Origin of the sequence: Bacteroides sp. ET71, assembly GCF_023336905.1 — a bacterium.
GTDB lineage: Bacteria > Bacteroidota > Bacteroidia > Bacteroidales > Bacteroidaceae > Bacteroides.
Genome location: NZ_JAMBLS010000008.1, coordinates 91351 through 110988, shown reverse-complemented (window position 1 = coordinate 110988; position 19638 = coordinate 91351). Strand labels below are relative to the sequence as shown.

General features: G+C 51.8%; 19 protein-coding genes and 1 tRNA gene. 1 reads left to right on the top strand and 19 read right to left on the bottom strand.

The genetic code is table 11. From position 1 onward, the window contains the following. Window positions 1–105: 105 nt before the first annotated feature. The 13 genes from M3090_RS06615 to metK form a co-directional block, all read right to left on the bottom strand. Window positions 106–1182: a hypothetical protein gene (locus M3090_RS06615; protein WP_249054705.1), complete on the bottom strand. Its 1077-nt coding sequence runs from the start codon at window positions 1180–1182 to the stop codon at window positions 106–108. A gap of 263 nt (window positions 1183–1445) precedes the next feature. Continuing rightward, window positions 1446–2528 (bottom strand): BF3164 family lipoprotein, encoded by a 1083-nt coding sequence (locus tag M3090_RS06610; protein ID WP_249054704.1) that lies wholly within the window; start codon window positions 2526–2528, stop codon window positions 1446–1448. Window positions 2529–3004: 476 nt separating this feature from the next. Continuing rightward, window positions 3005–5629 carry a DNA mismatch repair protein MutS gene (mutS, locus tag M3090_RS06605; protein WP_249054703.1) on the bottom strand — a complete coding sequence of 875 codons (2625 nt, stop codon included), beginning with the start codon at window positions 5627–5629 and terminating at the stop codon, window positions 3005–3007. A 441-nt stretch (window positions 5630–6070) separates the two neighbouring features. Further along, on the bottom strand, window positions 6071–7294 hold the full coding sequence (locus tag M3090_RS06600) for a hypothetical protein (protein WP_249054702.1): 1224 nt from the start codon (window positions 7292–7294) through the stop codon (window positions 6071–6073). A 214-nt stretch (window positions 7295–7508) separates the two neighbouring features. Further along, window positions 7509–7579: transfer RNA gene (locus tag M3090_RS06595), tRNA-Gln, on the bottom strand. 91 nt (window positions 7580–7670) lie between these two features. Further along, window positions 7671–8963 (bottom strand): tyrosine--tRNA ligase, encoded by a 1293-nt coding sequence (gene tyrS, locus M3090_RS06590; RefSeq protein WP_249054700.1) that lies wholly within the window; start codon window positions 8961–8963, stop codon window positions 7671–7673. Window positions 8964–9054: 91 nt separating this feature from the next. Beyond that, the gene (locus tag M3090_RS06585; RefSeq protein ID WP_249054698.1) at window positions 9055–9693 is read right to left on the bottom strand and encodes a TatD family hydrolase; all 639 of its coding nucleotides are present in this window, start codon (window positions 9691–9693) and stop codon (window positions 9055–9057) included. 29 nt (window positions 9694–9722) lie between these two features. Next, window positions 9723–9956, bottom strand: a complete 234-nt coding sequence (yidD, locus tag M3090_RS06580) for a membrane protein insertion efficiency factor YidD (RefSeq protein ID WP_249054696.1) — start codon at window positions 9954–9956, stop codon at window positions 9723–9725. After that, the gene (gene rnpA / locus M3090_RS06575; protein WP_249054695.1) at window positions 9950–10378 is read right to left on the bottom strand and encodes a ribonuclease P protein component; all 429 of its coding nucleotides are present in this window, start codon (window positions 10376–10378) and stop codon (window positions 9950–9952) included. Before rnpA ends, yidD begins: the two co-directional genes overlap by 7 nt. A 34-nt stretch (window positions 10379–10412) precedes the next feature. After that, window positions 10413–11165, bottom strand: coding sequence for a uroporphyrinogen-III synthase (locus tag M3090_RS06570; protein ID WP_249054693.1), 753 nt, complete (start codon window positions 11163–11165; stop codon window positions 10413–10415). 5 nt (window positions 11166–11170) lie between these two features. Next, on the bottom strand, window positions 11171–11905 hold the full coding sequence (locus M3090_RS06565) for a DUF4271 domain-containing protein (protein ID WP_249054691.1): 735 nt from the start codon (window positions 11903–11905) through the stop codon (window positions 11171–11173). Beyond that, window positions 11902–12489, bottom strand: coding sequence for a TIGR00730 family Rossman fold protein (locus tag M3090_RS06560; protein WP_249054690.1), 588 nt, complete (start codon window positions 12487–12489; stop codon window positions 11902–11904). The genes M3090_RS06565 and M3090_RS06560 overlap by 4 nt, the downstream gene beginning before the upstream one ends. Beyond that, a complete protein-coding gene (gene metK / locus M3090_RS06555; RefSeq protein ID WP_249054689.1) occupies window positions 12486–13778 on the bottom strand; it encodes a methionine adenosyltransferase in 1293 nt (430 codons plus the stop codon). Before metK ends, M3090_RS06560 begins: the two co-directional genes overlap by 4 nt. A gap of 533 nt (window positions 13779–14311) precedes the next feature. On the opposite strand from metK, the gene M3090_RS06550 reads away from it, so the two are divergent. Further along, window positions 14312–15235, top strand: coding sequence for a hypothetical protein (locus M3090_RS06550; protein ID WP_249054688.1), 924 nt, complete (start codon window positions 14312–14314; stop codon window positions 15233–15235). Window positions 15236–15255: 20 nt separating this feature from the next. On the opposite strand, the gene folK is transcribed toward M3090_RS06550, so the two are convergent. The 6 genes from folK to M3090_RS06520 all read right to left on the bottom strand — a co-directional run bounded on the left by folK (window position 15256) and on the right by M3090_RS06520 (window position 19638). After that, window positions 15256–15717 carry a 2-amino-4-hydroxy-6-hydroxymethyldihydropteridine diphosphokinase gene (gene folK / locus M3090_RS06545; RefSeq protein WP_249054687.1) on the bottom strand — a complete coding sequence of 154 codons (462 nt, stop codon included), beginning with the start codon at window positions 15715–15717 and terminating at the stop codon, window positions 15256–15258. Then, complete coding sequence (gene queA, locus M3090_RS06540; protein ID WP_249054686.1) at window positions 15714–16772, bottom strand: tRNA preQ1(34) S-adenosylmethionine ribosyltransferase-isomerase QueA; 1059 nt, start codon at window positions 16770–16772, stop codon at window positions 15714–15716. Before queA ends, folK begins: the two co-directional genes overlap by 4 nt. Before the next feature lie 31 nt (window positions 16773–16803). Then, window positions 16804–17499, bottom strand: a complete 696-nt coding sequence (gene truB / locus M3090_RS06535; RefSeq protein ID WP_249054684.1) for a tRNA pseudouridine(55) synthase TruB — start codon at window positions 17497–17499, stop codon at window positions 16804–16806. After that, on the bottom strand, window positions 17499–18350 hold the full coding sequence (locus M3090_RS06530; protein WP_249054682.1) for an undecaprenyl-diphosphate phosphatase: 852 nt from the start codon (window positions 18348–18350) through the stop codon (window positions 17499–17501). The genes truB and M3090_RS06530 overlap by 1 nt, the downstream gene beginning before the upstream one ends. Before the next feature lie 128 nt (window positions 18351–18478). Then, on the bottom strand, window positions 18479–18715 hold the full coding sequence (locus M3090_RS06525; RefSeq protein WP_249054681.1) for a DUF3098 domain-containing protein: 237 nt from the start codon (window positions 18713–18715) through the stop codon (window positions 18479–18481). A 38-nt stretch (window positions 18716–18753) separates the two neighbouring features. Beyond that, window positions 18754–19638, bottom strand: a complete 885-nt coding sequence (locus tag M3090_RS06520; RefSeq protein WP_249054680.1) for a cell division protein FtsX — start codon at window positions 19636–19638, stop codon at window positions 18754–18756.

Sequence of the window (19638 nt, the reverse complement as noted above, 5' to 3'; positions counted from 1 at the left end):
TTTACCGCGAAATTAGAAAAACGGCCATATCCAGCCAAATAACCGGACGAAAAATCCGGCTAATCAAAGGTTACCATTTTTTCACCCTTTGTACCAAACAGGTATTCAATCAGTTACAGAAATTCTATATCCCTCCTCCTCATGCTTGATTTGTATGCGGGCATCCTTCTCCCGAAGGACGGTGCGCAAGGTAGAAATGGCTCTTTTACGCCGGGAATCCAAGCCGAGAGACGATTCATGCCAACCCAAAGCCTCGTTGATGTCAGCATAAGACAAATACCCGCCGTGCAGCATGAAAGCACAAAACAACTTCAAGGGCTGGGGCTGGATGTCTACCTTATCTCCCTCACACATCAACTCCATGCTTTCTGCATGATATACTAATTTCCCGATACTCCGACAAAGTTCCTCCTTCTTGACAGGAAGAGAGACAGCAGATGATGTCAGCCTATACAAGAATAATCCGACGAAAAGAATGATTCCTATCAGTAGAAAAGCCAAAAAGGCTATCATTATCTGGTGATTACCCCAATCGACATATTCTTTCCAGCCCGCACAAGCATAGGCTGTCAATACCATCGTATAAAAATCGTCTACATAATAATCTCCAATTTTATTGGATAACCGGGCTATCGAGGCATCCCCAACGCTGTCTACCCGGACACTGTCTGTCCCCAAAGGCGTGTATCGAAGTACAAGATACGAAGAAACATCCGACTTAGGGATTTTCCTTTGCCAGTCTTTTTGCAATTCATCCAACGGAAACGTAAAGAGATCCATTAAAATATGAGCATATATCCCTGTAGTTCCTAAAGAATATAAGCCTTGCTTCTCCTTCAAAGAATCCACTTTAACATCAAAAACACCTTTTGCAGTATGTATAATCCGACCTTTATTAAAGCTTTCTCCTCCACTAAAATAAAAAGGAATACGCAAAGAGTCAAAACGCTCTGTTACGACTAACCTGCCGGCATCGCGCAAAGTTTCTTCCGCCTGTAGCCTGAACTTAGCCTTGCCCTCCCGGGCACTTTCATAAACAGCCACGGCAGTCCAAGCCGCCGACAGCACAAGCAGCAGGCATCCGGTACAAACCACGTATTTCTTTTTCACGACTAATTTCCCGGTCCATTTTTTTAGGCTTGCCAACCAAGCATATAACATAATTGGTGTTTGCTTCTCCATTTTAAGGATTCTTTTAGCACCTGTTCGAATTTCATTTCCGCTGTCATGCTGAACGCAGTGAAGAATCCCCAAGGTAACAAAAGTATTCAGGAGATGTTTCGACTACGCTCAACATGACAGAGACAGCGATTTTTAAACAAGTTGTTACTCTTATCGCGTGCAAAAATACAAAAATCCGACATAAATCCACGGGTATAAAAAAGGTAGCCCAAACCTCTCCCAGCCCATATAACGAACCACCCTCTCAGCACGGAAACCTTTCTTCAGGATGAGCCATAATCAAAAACCAGAATGGCATCTTCGTGCAAATCCAAATTAATCCCATAAATCAATTTCCGGGCTTCATCTACCACAATATCAGATACCGGTTCTTCCAAAAGAAAGCGCTTGACGGGCTTTCCATCCCAATGATAAAATTCTATCACAGAAGAATGTCGCTTATCCAACTCTCCCCAAGGAACACCGGCATATAGGGCATATACTCCCTCAGAGGTCGATGTCAGGGCTTCGTAATGCACCATGTTATGCTCCACATCGTATTCATACTTCCCACCAGAACGTGCATTGCCCAACAAATGAAAATCAGGAGCATCTGCAACACCCACGAAACTGTTCAATTTCAAACTGTCATTCTCTACCCTACCAAACTCCAACCGATTGATAAAGAAATAGGCCGTCGCAAAACAGTTCTGTGAAACAGAAAGCCAACAATCATCAAACTCCGTAGAATAAGCATCGCCCAACTCTTCCTTTAAACGAAACGTATTGGGCAACTCATCCAGCAGCAGATAATCATCCAAATCCCACAACTCACGAGCCGACAAACTGCTGCTGCTCCTTTTCAGCAGATACTGCCCGTCCGCCACATAATTGATTTCCCAAAAGAAACGCCCGTCAGTGACCGGATGCCGCACCTCATCCGACAAAACAGCCGCGGAATCTGTCAAAAGGAATGTGGCATACGCATCTGTTGCATGATCCCTAAACGCAAACCGATTGCCCGGCATATTCTCAATGACAACAGGCATCATATATTCATTCCTCCCATTTCCCCTATGCCCGAAAGAATAAAGGAAATCCAGCTCAGGACGAGAATATACATAAAAGAAATCGGTTGCATTGTCATACACATTATGCAACACCATATAATCGGCCGTCGCATAGATATGGCCAACCTTTATAATCTCCTGAAAATTCTTTAAAGAAGGACGAAGGGTCTGCGATACCGCAAAATCTTTCTCAACCGACACTTCTTGCCTGCAAGAGCACATGCACAAGACCAGGAAAAAAGATAACAGCAAATGCCAACCGCAGAAAAATCTGCCCCACTCAATCGTTGCTTTCATGATAAGTTACAATTTTTTTAAGTAGGTAAGTAACTGTTCATAATTAGTTTATACTATAAAGGAGAATGAGGTATCTGTCATTCTGAGCGTTGTTCTCCCCCGACAAACGGGGGAGCAAAGAGGGGGTTGAAGCGTAGTCGAAGAATCTCCCTAAGGTCTCTGCCCGTCTGGCAGCGCAAGAAGGAGATGTTTCGACTACGCTCAACATGACAGAGACAACGATTTTTAACCTCTCAATCTTCCGCAAAAATAAGCTTTAATTCCGGACGAGCCAACTGAAGTAAGCATTTTTTAACAGCATATCTTCCTCACGCCTCACCCGAAACCAACCCGGACCAAAGTCGTACCCGGTTCGTACCAAAGTCGTTCCAAATTCGTTCGAGGTTCGACGCTATAGAAACGAACATGGAACGACTTTGGTACGACCCGGTTGACAATTTTTTTCCTTTCAGATGGAGCGCAAGGGCAAAAGGCGGTTATCTGCCCCGCACGATGCGTTTGATGTCGTTTAGTTTGTTCAGGGCTTCCAGCGGCGTCAGGTTGTTGACGTCGAGGTTCAGGATTTCGTCGCGTATCTGGCAGAGGACGGGGTCTTCCAACTGGAAGAAGCTGAGCTGCATGCCGCCGGCCGAAGAGGCGCCCTCGGTGATGGTCTTCCCGCTGACGGTGCCCGTCTGGCGGTTCTCTTGCTCCAGTTGCTTCAAGATTTCGTCGGCCCGCCGCACGATGCTCTTGGGCATACCGGCCATCTTGGCCACATGTATGCCGAAGCTGTGTTCGCTGCCGCCGCGCTCCAGCTTGCGCAGGAAAATGACTTTGTTGTCCACCTCGCGGACGGCCACGTTGTAGTTCTTGATACGACAGAAGCTCTTCTCCATCTCGTTCAGTTCGTGGTAGTGCGTGGCGAAGAGCGTGCGTGCCCGGGCACGGGGATGCTCGTGGATATACTCCACGATGGCCCAGGCGATGGAGATGCCGTCGTAGGTGGACGTGCCGCGCCCCAGTTCGTCGAAGAGCACCAGGCTGCGGGGCGAGAGGTTGTTGAGGATATTGGCGGCCTCGTTCATCTCGACCATGAAAGTAGATTCGCCCACGGAGATGTTGTCGCTGGCCCCCACACGGGTGAAGATTTTGTCCACCAGGCCGATGTGCGCGCTCTCGGCAGGGACGAAGCTGCCTATCTGCGCCAGCAAGGTGATGAGAGCCGTCTGACGCAAAAGGGCCGACTTACCGGCCATGTTGGGGCCGGTGATGATGATGATTTGCTGCGACTCGGTGTCCAGCCGGACGTCGTTGGCCACGTAAGCCTCGCCGATGGGCAGTTGCTTTTCGATGACGGGATGGCGGCCCTGGTGTATCTCCAGGACATCATCGTCGGCTATGACGGGACGGATGTAGCGGTTTGCCTGCGCCACGGCGGCAAAGGACAAGAGGCAGTCCAGCCGTGCCAGTTGGGTGGCGTCTATCTGCATGGGAGGAATGTATTCGACGAGCGACTGTACCAGGTCGTTGAAGAGCTGCGCCTCGAGCACCAGGATTTTGTCTTCCGCACCCAGGATTTTTTCCTCGTATTCCTTCAGTTCCTGCGTGATGTAGCGTTCGGCATTGGCCAAGGTCTGCTTGCGTATCCACTCGGCCGGGACTTTGTCCTTGTGCGTGTTGCGCACCTCGATGTAGTAGCCGAAGACGTTGTTGTAGCCTATTTTCAGGCTGGGGATGCCGGTCTGTTCACTTTCGCGCTGCTGGATTTGCAGAAGATAGTCTTTGCCGGAGTAGGCGATGCGGCGCAGTTCGTCCAGTTCGGCGTTGAATCCGGAGCGGATGACACCGCCCTTGTTGACCAGCAGAGGCGGGTCGTTGTTCAGCTCGTGGTCGATGCGGTCGCGCACGGACTGGCACAGGTTAAGCTGCTCGCCCATGCGGTTGAGGCTGGCATTGTCTGCCTCGAGGCAGGCAGCCTTGATAGGTTCGATGGCCTGCAGGGCCACTTTCAGCGCCACCACTTCGCGCGGGGAAACGCGGCCGACCGCTACTTTGGAGAGGATGCGTTCGAGGTCGCCCACACGGTGCAACTGCTCTTCGATGAGCTGGCGGAAGTCGGGGTGTCGGAAGAAATACTCCACGGCATCCAGGCGTTCGTTGATGGGCTTGACTTCTTTCAGGGGAAAGACCAGCCAGCGTTTCAGCAGGCGGGCACCCATGGGGCTGATGGTGCGGTCGATGACGCTGAGCAGGCTGCTGCCTCCGTCGTTCATGGAATCCATCAGCTCGAGGCTGCGCACGGTGAACTTATCCAGGCGGACGTATTTGTCGGCCTCGATGCGGGACAGCGAAGTGATGTGGCCTATCTGCGTGTGTTGCGTCAGGATGAGGTATTGCAGGATGGCACCCGAGGCGATGATGCCGTTGGTGAGGTGTTCTACCCCAAATCCTTTGAGGTTTTTCACTTCGAAGTGCTTCAACAGCTTCTCGCGGGCGGTGGCTTCGGTGAAAACCCAGTCATCCAGTTCATAGGTGAAGAACTTGCTGCCGAAGTTCCCTTCGAACATCGGGCGCTTGCCCCGCTCGAACAGCACTTCCTTGGGGGCGAAGTTGTTCAGCAGCTTGTCCACATAGTCGGGCTTACCCTCCGAAGTCAGAAATTCACCGGTCGATATGTCCAGGAAAGCCACTCCGCAAATGTCGCCCTTGCCGAAGTGCACGGCTGCCAGGAAGTTGTTTTCCTTGTAGTTCAGCACATTGTCGTTGATAGAGACACCGGGGGTCACCAATTCAGTAATGCCTCGCTTCACCAGCTTCTTGGCCAGTTTGGGGTCTTCCAGTTGGTCGCAGATGGCTACACGCTTGCCGGCCCTGACCAGCTTGGGCAGGTAGGTGTCCAGGGCATGGTGCGGAAATCCGGCCATCTCGATGGTTTGCCCTCCTTTGCCGTTGTTGCGTTTGGTCAGGGTGATGCCCAGGATGTCGGCGGCCACTACGGCGTCGGTAGAATAGGTTTCGTAGAAATCCCCGCAACGAAAAAGCATGATGGCATCGGGATGCTTGGCCTTCAGGTCGAGAAACTGCTTCATCATGGGGGTGAGGACAATATCTGGATTCATGGACATGTTTCTTGTTTTTGATATTTCAGTTTGGTGCGACAAAGATACGGCTTTTTGCGGGAAAAGGAGACAAATGCAGGCGGGATACTTAGCAAGCTTAGAGCCTGCTTAAAATTCATTTTCCTTTCATCCCGAACACAGTCGAGGGATCTCACTACGCGCTTGAAAAGTATTAGGGAGATGTTTCGACTACGCTTCAACCCCCTCTTTGCTCCCCCGTTTGGCGGGGGAGAACAATGCTCAACATGACAGAGAGAGCGATTTTTAAACAGCTTCTTAACAAGTGGGAGCTTCTTGCTAATATATGTTATAAATCAAGAAGTTTCAGGAAGAAAATTTGCAGGTTCGGCAATTATGCGTACATTTGCAGTGTGTTTTTCATAGTATTAGATTTAAGGTTAACAAAGGTTGGGCTCAGCGGAGCCCTTTTTTTATGTCCGTTCAGAGGGTAGAAATGCGGTCGGCAAAGGTACGGCTGAAGCGCAGGGATTCTTCACGGCTGGTGCTGGAAATGGAAAAAAGCGAAATTTGATGGTCGGTCAGCACTTGCAGTTGGCAGACGTATCCATCTTCCTGCTTGCTACGGCCCAAATCGTACAGACGACATTCACCGTCTTCGAAAATACGTTCTTCCACCAGTATCCCTCCTTCTTCTTCCAGATAGCCCAGTTCACCGTCTTCGTAAGAATAAGCGAGCACAGTCACCTTGTGCCAGTCGTTCCCGGCACGGTCTTCATAACCGTGTGTGCCGTTTTTCTCGAAAAAAATGAACTGCCCCGGCAATCTGAACTCCAGGTTTCCCAACCGATAAATCAGTTCCCCCTTGCGGTAGCCGATAGGATAGTCTGTCTGTAGTTCCGGCAGTCCGGACAGGTCTATCGGCTCGCAGTCTGCACATTCACACAACTTCAGGTATTCTTCTTTCGGGAAAGGGAGGTGGGAATCAAGACGGGCAGCCTGTTCGAGATTGTCCAAGATAAAGGCATTGGTTTCCTTGTCTTCCGCGCTGCGCTCGGAAGGCATGAAGCAACAATCTTCCCACAAGGCGTTCAAGGCGGAATTACGGTAAAACAAGGCGTCGCGCTCTTCGTGGGGCCAGACGAAAAATTCGTCGGCAAAGCCCTCCAGACCACCCGGGTGTTTGAGGCGTGCCAGGAGGCTTGAGATGTTGAAAAAGCCCAGAGGGGTTATCAGCAGACCTTTCCTGTCGGAAGGCAGGTAGACTTCGTCATCCCAGCCCACGGCCAGCGAGAGGTATTCACCGTCTTTCTGCCGCCTGCACAGAGAAAGGATGCCTCGCAGCCAAGGCAGAAAATAGTTGTTGCGCAGGCTGCCAAAGTCATTATTGCCGTAAAAGCCGGTTTCGTCTTCTATGTGGAAATCATATCCGTTCAAGTCGGTAATCTCATCAGCCAGTTCCACGGCTTCTTTGTGGAAGCCGGGTCCGGCAGGGGTAGTACAGCAATGTCCCACAAGGGTTATTTCTCCGCTCTTCTCTTCTGTCCGGTAAGAGAAAGACATGTTGCCCAAACGGCATATTGATAACGAAAAACGATGATGCGTGTGGGTCAGCGTAAGCTGGTGGCGACGTGCTACGACTTTCAACAACTTGCCGAATGTGGCGGCACTGCTGCTTCTCGTCCTGATGGTCAAATTTATGTTCATGATTTTTCTGTTTAAGCCATTGTCAATCTTGTTCTTTGCGGCTTTCTGGTTCAACGGGAGAGACGCAACTTTTTTCTGCCAGTATATTGCCAACATTCTCGTCAAAGGTAATGAAAATAAAGAAGATTTAAAAGCAGAATACCAAAAAAAGAATAAAAATAAAAGAGACCTGCCTCCAAGCAGGTCTCTCCACACGATAACTAGTCTTTGAGAGTTGGACTACCAAGATTCGAACTTGGACAAACAGAACCAAAATCTGTTGTGCTACCATTACACCATAGTCCAAACACGGAGCTTTCTGTTAAAAAGCGGTGCAAAGATACGGGGTTGTTCGGAATCTTGCAAACTTTTTGCCGTTTTTTTGACGATTATCTCTTTATTTCGCAATAATCAGGTAATAGTTCTTCTTGCCGCGCTGTACCAACAGGTATTTATCATCCAGCAAATCGTTGGTGTTTATCATCTGGTCGAAAGCGGTAAGCTTCTCTTTGTTGAGCGATACGCCACCGCCTTGTACCAGCTTGCGCATCTCACCTTTGGAGGCAAATACAGGGGCGTTTTCCACAAAGAGGTCGACGGCTTTTACACCGGCAACCAAGGCATCACGCGATACTTCAAACTGCGGAACGCCTTCGAAAACGGACAACAGAGTGGCTTCGTCCAGCTTCTTCAGGGCTTCGGACGTGCCGCCACCAAACAGGATGTTGGAGGCCTCGACGGCTGCCTGGTAGTCTTCTTCGGAGTGTACCATGACTGTCACTTCTTGTGCCAGGCGTTTCTGGAGGACACGCAGGTGGGGCGCCTCGAGATGCTGGGCTGTCAGAGCCTCTATTTCGTCTTTGGGAAGGGCCGTGAATATCTTGATATACCTTGCTGCGTCTTCGTCGCTTACATTCAGCCAGAACTGGTAGAATTTGTAGGGGGAAGTGTAGCGGGGATCCAACCATACGTTGCCGCTCTCGGTTTTTCCGAATTTACCTCCGTCGGCCTTGGTGATGAGGGGACAGGTCAGGGCAAAAGCCTCTCCGCCATTGGTGCGACGTATGAGTTCGGCACCCGTAGTGATGTTGCCCCATTGGTCGCTACCGCCCATCTGGAGTTTGCAGCCTTTTGTCTCATACAGGTGCAGGAAGTCGTATCCCTGCAAGAGCTGGTAGGTAAATTCCGTAAAAGAAAGGCCGTCGCGTGCCTCGCCGTTGAGGCGCTTCTTCACGCTGTCTTTGGCCATCATGTAGTTGACAGTGATATGTTTGCCTACCTCGCGGGCAAAGTCCAAGAAAGTAAAATCTTTCATCCAGTCGTAATTGTTCACCAGCTCGGCGTGGTTAGGTGCGTCTGAATCAAAGTCCAAGAACTTGGACAGTTGCTTCTTCATGCCGGCAATGTTGCGCTGCAACACTTCTTCGGTCAGCAGGTTGCGTTCCTGTGATTTGCCGGATGGGTCGCCAATCATTCCTGTAGCCCCGCCGATGAGTGCCAAAGGCTTATGGCCGCAGCGCTGAAAATGACGCAGAATCATCACACTGCACAAATGACCGATGTGTAAAGAGTCGGCCGTCGGGTCGAAACCGATGTAAGCAGTAACTTGTTCCTTGGCCAGCAGTTCTTCTGTGCCGGGCATCATATCGTGGAGCATGCCACGCCATCTTAATTCTTCTACAAAATTCATCGAATGAGTAATTGTTTTTTAAATATTTAAATGATTAACGCTGCAAAAGTACGACTCTTTATCAGAAGAAACAACTCTTATGCCGGGTAAATTATGGTAAGAAGACAGATTGGACGTTGGCGCAGACTGCTTCGGACAAATCTTCTAACGGTATCCGGCGTATCCGGGCCACACGGGCATAGATATCAGCAATGGGCAAAGAGCTTTCATCTGTCTCCAGAAACAGGCGGGAAAGGGGTATGGCCATCAAGGCGGCTTCGTGGAAATGTTCGCCCAAAGAAAGATAAAACCCGTGGCGCAACAAGGTTTGAGCCAACTGGGCTTTGCCTCGGAAACCATGGATAACCCAAGGGACATGGGGAGAAAGGGATTTACGCAAGCGCAACAGTTCATCTACCGCTTTCACCAAATGAATGACCAGAGGCTTTCCCATTTCATCTGCCAGGCGGGCTTGCCGTTCGAAGACCGTTTCCTGAAGAGGAAGGGGAACAGCAGCCAATTTGTCCAGCCCTGCTTCGCCCACGGCCAAGACTTGCGGAAGGCATACGAGACGGGAGAGATGCTTCCAATCGGTTTCCGAAGGATATTCCGCAGACAATGCCCACGGATGGAAGCCGACGGAATAATGATGCCTCTCTTGAGGCACAAAGTGCTCCGGCGAACTGCTGACTATGCTGAATCCGGAAAGAGGAGCGGCGTGATGCGTATGTATGTCGGGAAAAGTAAGCATAAAGAACCAACGGGGTCGGGCGTAAGCTTTCAAGGCACCGGGTCATATCCCGAACCTCCCCAGGGATGGCAACGCAGCAAACGCCGTATGGCCAGATAAAGCCCTTTCAGTGGCCCGTGCTTTTTGATGGCTTCTACGGCATATTGCGAACAGGTGGGGGTGAAACGGCACGAGGGCGGTGTAAGAGGTGAAATGCACTTCTGGTAGAAATAGATGGGGAGTAACAGCAGAAAGGATACTGCACGGGACAAGCATTTCAGCATGGCTCGCCTCCTGTCTCTGCCGATGGAACGTCGTCGGACGACGGCTGCAAAGCTTCGGACATACGCTGCAAGGCCAGTTGCATACGGTCGGCAATGAGCGAGAAGTCGAAAAGGCGGTCGGACAAATAAATGAAAGCGACAGCCAGGCGGCAGTTGTTCTGTTGCACAGCCTCCAGCAAGGGTTGTTTGTTCAGGCGATAGGCTTCGCGGATGCGGCGTTTCATTACGTTACGCTTCACAGCCCGCTTGAAACGTCGTTTCGAAACGCTGACCAGAATAGAAACGGGGGCATCAAGTTCCTCGACAGGCATGTAGACTATCCGTAAAGGAAATAGAGAAAATGAGCGGGAACCACCCGCAAACATTTTCTCTATCACTTTCTTTCGGCTTAGCCGTTCAGTCTTGTGCAGGGTATTTGCCATACATCAGGGTTCTCCTCAACGGGAGAAAATATGCTTACTTGCCTTTGTTATTCTCTTTAATGAACATGTCGAGCGCGGCAGTCATCGAAGGCGCCTGTACGCTGGGAGCTTCCAGGTCGAGACGCAAACCTGCATCGCGCACGGCTTGGGCCGTAGTGCTGCCAAAAGTACCAATCTTGATGTCTTTCTGCTCAAAGTTCGGGAAATTTTTCTTCAACGAACTTACTCCTGCCGGGCTGAAGAAGACCAGCATGTCGTAGTCAAACTCTTCGTCGGGAGTGAAGTCGTTGCTCACCGTACGATACATCACTACTTCGGTGTGTTGGATTTTATTCTTGTCCAGCAAGTTCTTGATGTCATCCGAATGTACGTCTGACATAGGCACCAAATACTTCTCAGTCTTATGCTTCAAGATAGCGGGAAGCAGGTCGTCAAACTTACCGGTGCTGCCGAAGAAGATTTTACGCTTGCGGTATTGTACGTATTTCTGGATATAAAGAGCTATCGTTTCTGTCACGCAGAAGTATTTCATCGTCTCCGGTATCGTCACACGCAATTCCGTGCAAAGATGGAAAAAGTGGTCGATGGCATGACGTGAGGTAAAAACGATGGCGGTATAATCTAAAATAGAAACTTTCTGCTGTCTGAATTCTCTTGCCGTCAAGCTTTCTACCTTAATGAAAGGACGAAAATCAATCTTCACTCCATATTTCTCGGCTATGTCATAATAAGGAGATTTCTCGGAGGTCGGTTTGGGCTGCGACACAAGTACTTTCTTAATCTTCATTTATCCTAATATTTTACTATCAAGTGGTTGTTCAATTGTTCCAAGCCCCGATATAACAGCAGGCAGGGGATTATTTCCAGGGCGCAAAAGTACAAAATAACAAAGAAACAGCCATATAAATTGACGCAAAAAAGCTTTATCCACTTATATAATGTCAGTATTTTAAGAAAAAGGAACAATACAGCACCTGCAATTAGGATTATTTTAAAGGAGAGGACAAAGTAAACGGCTGACAGCACGACGAAAAAAAGAGCTAATCCCAAGTAATAAAGCAGCGTAGCATAGGATTCAACCCAGGCTGAAGTTTTCCCTTTGTCAAGAAAAATCCAACCGCAAAAGAGATAAGCCAACCATTTTACAAAAAAGAAGAGTGCAGCCAGCATTACATAGGTTCCTATCCATCTCCAAGTGGAGGAGACTGAGGAAAAGGAATATAAGGCTTGGTAGCAGACGAAGAGGTATAGCCCCGTCAGGATGCACGATTGGCCCAGCAGCAGAAGCTGGTAGGGGATGTCATTCCCGACCGAAGTTGAAAAGAGATCCGGGCGGTCGCGATTCAAGAGGAAATCTTTGCCCCGCTGCCATAAGAAACCTCGGCTGCGTGCCAAGACCCAGGCCGTAAGGAAAAAGCAGGCCAGAATAAGTCCTGTCACCCAAGGGTCACTTTGCAGCGTATAGGGTATCGGCATGGCGGGCAGAGCAGCCGGCAAGGTAGGATTGTTGATTGCCAGGCCGGTCATAAGGCTGCAAATTTATGAACGGAGGAATCCCATTGCGGAAGGGAATGAATCAGTTCGAGGGCTTCGTCGGGCGTAGAGGCTACGTGCCAGATGGAAGCGTGACGCAGGCCCATGAAATGTTCGTCGACAGCACGGCTGAACACCTGGAGCAAGGGGTCGTAGTAGCCGCGGGTGTTGAGCAAGACGATGGGATGAAGGTAGAGGCCCAACTGTTTCCACGTAATGGCTTCCAGCAGTTCTTCCAGCGTGCCGCAGCCGCCGGGCAGGGCGATGACGGCATCGGAGAGGGCGAGCATCGTACGCTTGCGTTCGTGCATGTCGGCCACGACACGCAGTTCGGTGAGGCCGGTGTGCTGCCATCCCCGTTCTACCATGAAACCGGGTATGACTCCGGTGACCTGGCCTCCGGCAGCCAGGGTGGCATCGCTCACGGCGGCCATGAGGCCCATGCGGCCGGCGCCATTGACCACGCGGATGCCGCGGCCGCCCAGCAAAGTGCCCAGGCGGCGCGCGTCGTCCGTGTAAGCGGGGTCTATCTTGGTGCTTGAGGCACAGTAGACGCAGACGGAGTGGATGGGGTTCATAGTCCGAAAGCTTCTTTGATGCGGTCTACGTAGTCCAGTTTCTCCCAAGTGAAGAGTTCCACCTCAACGTCTTTATTGCCTTCGTAGCGGCTGCGGAAGTGCTTCACGACGGTCTGCGGCTGGCGTCCCATGTGGCCGTAGGCAGCGGTTTCCTGGTAGATGGGGTTGCGCAGCTTGAGGCGGTCTTCGATGGCACGCGGGCGCAGGTCGAAGAGCTGGTCTATGCGGCGGGCGATTTCTCCGTCGGTCATGGGCACATGGCTACGGCCGTAGGTGTTGACGTAGATGCTGATGGGGCGTGCCACACCGATGGCATAGCTGAGCTGCACCAGTATTTCGTCGGCCACGCCGGCTGCCACGAGGTTCTTGGCAATGTGGCGGGCGGCATAGGCTGCCGAACGGTCTACTTTCGAGGGGTCTTTGCCGGAGAATGCGCCGCCGCCGTGGGCTCCTTTTCCGCCATAAGTGTCGACAATGATTTTGCGGCCTGTCAGTCCGGTGTCGCCGTGGGGGCCGCCAATGACGAATTTGCCGGTAGGGTTGACGTAGTACTTAATCTGGTCGTTGAACAAGGCCAGGACTTTCGGCGCGTGCAGGGAGTTGATGACGCGGGGCATGAGTGTGTGGATGACGTCGTAGCGGATGATGGCCAGCATCTCTTCGTCAGCGCGGAGTTGTGCCTCGGGCGTGTCGTCGGCCGGTTGGATGAAGTCGTCGTGCTGGGTCGAGACGACGATGGTGTCGATGCGCGCGGGAACGCCGTTGTCGTCGTACTCGATGGTCACCTGACTCTTCGCATCGGGGCGGAGGTATGTCATCTGCTTGCCTTCCCGCCGTATGTCGGCCAGGACTTGCAGAATCCGGTGAGCCAGGTCGAGGGAGAGAGGCATGTAGTTTTCCGTCTCGTTGGTGGCATAGCCGAACATCATGCCTTGGTCGCCTGCGCCCTGTTCCATCGGGTCTTGCCGTTCGACACCACGGTTGATGTCAGGGCTTTGCTCGTGTATGGCGCTCAGGACGCCGCACGAGTTACTCTCGAACATGTATTCGCCTTTGGTGTAGCCAATCTTTTTGATGACTTCGCGGGCGATGAGCGGCATGTCCACGTAGGCTTTGGTTTTCACTTCACCGGCCAGCACCACCTGTCCGGTGGTCACCAGCGTTTCGCAAGCTACTTTCGAATTGGGGTCGTAGGCCAGCAATTTGTCAAGCACAGCGTCCGATATTTGGTCGGCCACTTTGTCGGGGTGTCCTTCAGACACCGATTCGGATGTGAATAAGTATCCCATTTCCTTTAAGTTAAGAATTGAAAATTAAAAATTGAAACGGGGGACAGGCGAGAGTAGGATGCGGAGCGGGCCGCCCGGCGAAGGGGCGGTGCCTTTGCAGGCAGAAAAGGATGTGTTTTAGCATTTTTTTCCGTGGTTGCAAGCTACTCAAATCTTTCCACTGTTTCGTAATCGGGGGCAAAGGTACGAAGAAAATCGACAAGTGATGCAAAGATTACAGAGATTAACACAAGACTCGGAAGAAGCGGACTGAGAATGAACAGGTTGGCTCTTGTCCGGAAGAAGCGTGGCTCTTGCCCGGAAGAAGCGTGGCTCTTGCCCGGAAGAAGCGTGGCTCTTGTCCGGAGGAAGCAAACCTGCGTCGAAGAAGAAAAAAGCCGGCAGCGGATACTGTTATTTTGCGAAGCAATACGTATCTTTGCGAAAACTCGACAAGAAACGTCGAGACATGCCGCAACATCCACGCAAAGTATGGCAACGAAGCCGACGCAGGCCGTGGAGACTGGCATACCGGAACCCTAAAAACGAATGTCATGAAAGAATTGCCTTATAACATGCTGCCCCTGGCCGCCGAAACCGAAATGGCCCGCGACTGGACGCTGCTAAGCGAGAAATACTGGAAATTCAGAAAAAACTCGGCCACCCTGTGCCAGAACGCGAAAGAGTTTCCCACGTCGCGGCAGATGAAATTCATCTCACCGCGCACGGGACTGGAGTGGCACATGGTGAACACTTATCCGGAGCGCGACTCGAACTCGTCCTTCTACCTCTTCTACACACCCTACACCAACCCCCAGGGGAAGAAAGGCTGCTACACCATCAGCGAGGAAGATTGCGAACGGATAACGCCCCACTTCCTCGACCGTGTACGTACTCGCTTCCTGCACCCGCGCGGCATCTTCCCCAAAACACTGGACGAGACGATAGAGGCTTTCTGCCGACACTTGTCGAACGCAGGGAACTTCCTCTTCATCTCCCCCAAGACGCACGAAAAATACATCGTACTGAAGCACGGCATCGCCATCGTCGACGTGGCGGGCAACGGGATGAACACCTACATCACCTTCGTGACCTTCGAAATGCTGCTCCACTACCAGACGCCTTACAAACGGATTGTGGAGCGTTTCCTGGAGCTGTACAAAGAAAACCACAACCGGTGGGACATGGACCGCTTCACGAAAATCATCAACCAAGAAGGCCTTTGGCCCGGTGATGACGAGCTCTCGGAAATCAAGACCAAAGCCCTCCGCAAATTCACCCCTCCCCCCGGAGGCATCAGCCGCCTCCAGGGAATCCAAAACCGCAGATACGACCGAGCCATGCACGAAATAGGCGAAAGCGCCGCCCGCCAATGGACACCCACCCTGCAACGCCCGGGCACCACCGAATGGATAGCCCCGGACGAACTGCAAAAAGGAGTGGAAGAACTGATGAAACAACGAAGAAGAACAGAATAAAACCCGAAGCCGGCAACGCCTCACCGCCCCCCGTCTGCAGCAGGGAAAAGCCTCCGGACCACCTCCGGCGCAATCTCCGCCAGAGGCTTCATCACAAAATCACGCAGATGCATCAGCGGGTGAGGCAACGTCAGCTCCGGCCGCTCCATACGCACCAACCCGCCGGCCTCGTCGAAACACAGCAACAGGTCGACGTCTATCACACGGTCGGCATACACCCCGTCCACCGACTTGTGCCTCCGCCCCATCGCCCGCTCCACCTCTTGCGTCCGCCCCAGCACCTCAAGCGGCAAAAGAGCCGTCCGGACACACACCGCAGCGTTGAGAAACACATGCTCCGACGCAAACCCCCAAGGCTCCGTAGCATAAAAAGCGGACAGGGAAAGCACCTCCCCTACCCGCTCTTCCAACAGACGGACCGCCGTGCGCAGGTTAGCCTCCCTGTCGCCCAGGTTCGTCCCCAAACCGAGATAATAAATCATCTGTCAGTAATCAGCATGGCATCGCCATAGGTACCGAAACGATAGTCCTCTTTCAGAGCCACGTCGTAAGCGTTCATCACTTGCTCGTATCCTCCAAAAGCAGCGACAATCATCAATAGCGTGGAAAGCGGCATCTGGAAGTTAGCTACCATCGCATTGGCCACGGTGAAGTCATACGGCGGAAAGATGAACTTGTTCGTCCAACCCTCGTAAGACTTCAGATGTCCGTCGGTGCTGACCGTGCTCTCAATGGCACGCATCACCGTGGTCCCGACAGCGCACACCTGCTTGTTCAAGTCCTTGGCACGGTTCACAATCTTCACCGCCTCGTCCGTCACGAACATCTGCTCCGAATCCGTCTTATGCTTCGTCAGGTCCTCCACGTCAATCTCGCGGAAGTTTCCCAAGCCGGCATGCAGCGTGATAAAAGCAAACTCAATGCCCTTTATCTCCATACGCTTCATCAGCTCGCGGCTGAAGTGCAGGTTGGCCGTAGGAGCCGTCACAGCCCCCTCGTGGCGGGCAAAGATGGACTGGAAACGCTCGGCATCCTCCGGCTCGACAGGACGGTTGATGATGCTGTGCGGCAGCGGCGTCTCGCCCAACGCGTAAAGCGCCTTCTTAAACTCATCGTGCGGACCGTCATACAAGAAACGCAACGTGCGGCCGCGCGACGTAGTGTTGTCAATCACTTCCGCCACCATCGAATCGTCCTCGCCGAAATACAACTTGTTGCCGATGCGAATCTTGCGGGCAGGGTCCACCAACACGTCCCACAGGCGCAAATCCTCGTTCAACTCACGCAACAGGAAAACCTCGATACGCGCCCCCGTCTTCTCCTTGTTCCCATAAAGACGGGCGGGAAAGACTTTCGTATCGTTGAAGATAAAGACATCCTGGTCGTCAAAGTACTCCAAGATATCCTTGAACATACGGTGCTCTATCTCCCCCGTCTTGCGGTGAAGCACCATCAGACGCGACTCGTCCCTGTACTTCGTGGGATGCAGGGCAATTTTCTCTTCAGGCAGTTTGAACTTAAATTGAGACAGTTTCATATATCGTGTATTAATAATGTAGTTATCAAATTCAGTTTTCCAATCCGTCCACCCATTCACGAAAAGCCAACGGGTCCAGACAATCCTCCACCCGCACGTCGCCCACCCGCGTCCGGCGCAAAGCCGTCAGATGGGCACCACTGTGCAAAGCCTCGCCGATGTCGCGGGCCAACGCCCGAATATACGTACCTTTACTGCACACCACACGGATGGTCACCTCGGGCACATCCAAGCGGCAGTCCAGCAACTCTATCTCGTCAATGACCAACAACTTGGGGCGGAGATTCACCTGCTCGCCTCTCCGGGCCAGGTCATAAGCCCGCTCGCCGTTCACCATGCAGGCAGAAAAGGCAGGCGGCGTCTGCCAAATCTCACCCGTAAACTTCGGCAAAGTCTCCTCTATCAGCCCGCGCGTGATGTGCTCCGTAGGATAACAGGCATCCACCTCATGCTCCAAATCATAACTCGGCGTGGTAGCCCCCAGACGCAACGTAGCCACATACTCCTTCGTGTGGTACTGAAATTCCTCGATTCGCTTCGTAGCCTTGCCCGTACAGACTACCATCACACCCGTGGCCAGTGGGTCGAGCGTGCCGGCGTGTCCGACTTTCAGCTTCTTAATGCCCAAATGACGGCACAAGTGATAGCGCACATGCCCAACCACCTTGAACGACGTCCAGCCCAGCGGCTTGTCGAAATACAATATTTCCCCTTCCTGAAAGTCCATCACATTTCCAAAGTGTGGCCAGTCCACAACAGAGCAAGTATAACCACGCCCACGATGATGCGATACCAGCCGAAAGCTTTAAAACCATACTTCGTGACAAAGCTGATGAAGAACTTGATGGCCAACATCGCCACAACGAAAGCTACTAAATTACCAACAAACAAAGCAGGCAGATTGTTTACGATGATTCCCGTTCCTCCATCTAAAAAAAGCTTGGCCATCTTATAGCCCATAGCAGCAAACATCGTGGGCACAGCCAGGAAGAAGGAAAATTCGGCGGCCGCCTTGCGCGTCAGTTTCTGAGCCATACCGCCTACGATGGTAGCCATGGAACGCGACACGCCGGGTATCATGGAGATGCACTGGAAAAGCCCTATCCAGAAGGCACGCTTCTCGGTCAACTCCGTTTGCTCGCTACCTTTATTAAAGATGCGGTCGCAGAACAGCATGAACACGCCCCCTACAATCAGCATGACAGCCACCACCTCGACACTCTCCAGCATCGCGTCTATGAAGTCACTGCACAACAGTCCCAATACCGCGGCAGGAATAAAAGCCACCAGCAGCTTCCAATAGAAATCGTACTTGTGCAGAAACCTCCGCACTGCCCCCGCTCCGTCAGGAGCCGGCGTTCGGTTGAGGCGGAAGAACCGCTTCCAATAAAGCACTACCACCGAAAGAATGGCGCCAAACTGTATGATGAAAGTGAATGCCTTGACAAACTCTGTACTCTCTACGCCCAAAATGTTCTGCGTAATAATCATGTGTCCCGTCGACGATACGGGTAGGAACTCCGTCAGTCCTTCTACAATAGCAATAATAATCGTCTCCCAAATCGTTAGATCTCCCATTTTCCTTTTTTTATGGTAAATAATTATCTTGCCGGGACAGAACATATCCATCCCGCCTGTTTTTATGAACGAAGTCAACAACCCGGTTCGCAACAAGCGGCCGGGCTATCGGCAAACTCACGCCAGCCTCACTTTTCTCCCGTCCCTTTCGGTTTGCGCAGCACGGCATAGATGATGGACACAAACCCCAACAGGCAAACGAGAGGCGCCACCTTGATACGGCGCGCACTGAATATGTCTGGTTCGAAATGCGTGGGCGAAGAAGACGGTCCCGTCATCAGAACGAAACCAATAATCACCACGACCATGCCGACGGCCAACAAAACGAAGTTGACCTTGTCGAAAGCAAATTTTTCTCTATTCATATCTCATTCTTCTTTTTGATTACAAACGACACACAATGTCACACGGCGTACAGCGTACTGGCTTTCATGCGCAAATACTTATTGATGGAAAGCAGCGCGCACACGGTCGTGATGAGCACGCCCAACACCAACAGTACGCCCGACACCAGCAACAGCACCTCCGGCGTCACCACTTGCACCAATCCCGGCTCGCAGGTCACTACCCAGGCGGCTGCTCCCCAAAGCAATCCGTCAGCCATTACGGCGGCCAGGAAGCCAATCCAGAAATTGCGCCACAAGAAGGGCCGGCGAATGAAGCCCCAGCTCGCTCCGACCAGTTTCATTGTATGTATCAAGAAACGTTTGGAGTAAATAGTCAGTTTAATCGTATTGTTTATTAAAGCAAAGGAAATCAGCAGCAGCAAGGCAGCCAGCCCCAGCAGCCACAGGCTGATGCGTCCGATGTTGCGGTTCACGGCATCAATCAGTTCTTGCTGGTAGACAATGTCCTTGACAATGGCGTTCCGGCCGATGCGTTCCTTTATATATTCCAGACTATCGGTATTGGCATAGTCCGAACGAAGCTTGATTTCGATGGAAGCAGACAAGGGGTTATAGTCCACAAACTCTTGCGGGTCAGTTCCTGTTTCGTCGATGTATTCCCGCAACGCCTGTTCTTTCGATATATATTCCGTCTCCTTCACAAAGGGTTCTTTCGCCAGTGCATGTTGTAGATTCAGCACGTCGTGGTGCTGCAGATTATCGTCCAGCAAGAGAGAGAAGCTGATGTTCTCGCGCACGTAGACCGAGAGGTTGCGGGCTGCCAATACAGAAAAAAGTACTATGCCCAGCAGCAGCAGTACCAACGTAGTGCTGATGGATGCGGTGACAAACTGCATGTCGACCCCGGAGACCATTTTATTTCTATTCTTTCTTCCTGTCAT

What these genes read in the sequence shown, in the direction of transcription:
- M3090_RS06615 (WP_249054705.1), bottom strand. Translation starts at nt 1,182, where the DNA reads ATGGAGAAGCAAACACCAATTATGTTATATGCTTGGTTGGCAAGCCTA.
- M3090_RS06610 (WP_249054704.1), bottom strand. Translation starts at nt 2,528, where the DNA reads ATGAAAGCAACGATTGAGTGGGGCAGATTTTTCTGCGGTTGGCATTTG.
- mutS (WP_249054703.1), bottom strand. Translation starts at nt 5,629, where the DNA reads ATGAATCCAGATATTGTCCTCACCCCCATGATGAAGCAGTTTCTCGAC.
- M3090_RS06600 (WP_249054702.1), bottom strand. Translation starts at nt 7,294, where the DNA reads ATGAACATAAATTTGACCATCAGGACGAGAAGCAGCAGTGCCGCCACA.
- tyrS (WP_249054700.1), bottom strand. Translation starts at nt 8,963, where the DNA reads ATGAATTTTGTAGAAGAATTAAGATGGCGTGGCATGCTCCACGATATG.
- M3090_RS06585 (WP_249054698.1), bottom strand. Translation starts at nt 9,693, where the DNA reads ATGCTTACTTTTCCCGACATACATACGCATCACGCCGCTCCTCTTTCC.
- yidD (WP_249054696.1), bottom strand. Translation starts at nt 9,956, where the DNA reads ATGCTGAAATGCTTGTCCCGTGCAGTATCCTTTCTGCTGTTACTCCCC.
- rnpA (WP_249054695.1), bottom strand. Translation starts at nt 10,378, where the DNA reads ATGGCAAATACCCTGCACAAGACTGAACGGCTAAGCCGAAAGAAAGTG.
- M3090_RS06570 (WP_249054693.1), bottom strand. Translation starts at nt 11,165, where the DNA reads ATGAAGATTAAGAAAGTACTTGTGTCGCAGCCCAAACCGACCTCCGAG.
- M3090_RS06565 (WP_249054691.1), bottom strand. Translation starts at nt 11,905, where the DNA reads ATGACCGGCCTGGCAATCAACAATCCTACCTTGCCGGCTGCTCTGCCC.
- M3090_RS06560 (WP_249054690.1), bottom strand. Translation starts at nt 12,489, where the DNA reads ATGAACCCCATCCACTCCGTCTGCGTCTACTGTGCCTCAAGCACCAAG.
- metK (WP_249054689.1), bottom strand. Translation starts at nt 13,778, where the DNA reads ATGGGATACTTATTCACATCCGAATCGGTGTCTGAAGGACACCCCGAC.
- M3090_RS06550 (WP_249054688.1), top strand. Translation starts at nt 14,312, where the DNA reads ATGAAAGAATTGCCTTATAACATGCTGCCCCTGGCCGCCGAAACCGAA.
- folK (WP_249054687.1), bottom strand. Translation starts at nt 15,717, where the DNA reads ATGATTTATTATCTCGGTTTGGGGACGAACCTGGGCGACAGGGAGGCT.
- queA (WP_249054686.1), bottom strand. Translation starts at nt 16,772, where the DNA reads ATGAAACTGTCTCAATTTAAGTTCAAACTGCCTGAAGAGAAAATTGCC.
- truB (WP_249054684.1), bottom strand. Translation starts at nt 17,499, where the DNA reads ATGGACTTTCAGGAAGGGGAAATATTGTATTTCGACAAGCCGCTGGGC.
- M3090_RS06530 (WP_249054682.1), bottom strand. Translation starts at nt 18,350, where the DNA reads ATGGGAGATCTAACGATTTGGGAGACGATTATTATTGCTATTGTAGAA.
- M3090_RS06525 (WP_249054681.1), bottom strand. Translation starts at nt 18,715, where the DNA reads ATGAATAGAGAAAAATTTGCTTTCGACAAGGTCAACTTCGTTTTGTTG.
- M3090_RS06520 (WP_249054680.1), bottom strand. Translation starts at nt 19,638, where the DNA reads ATGACAGGAAGAAAGAATAGAAATAAAATGGTCTCCGGGGTCGACATG.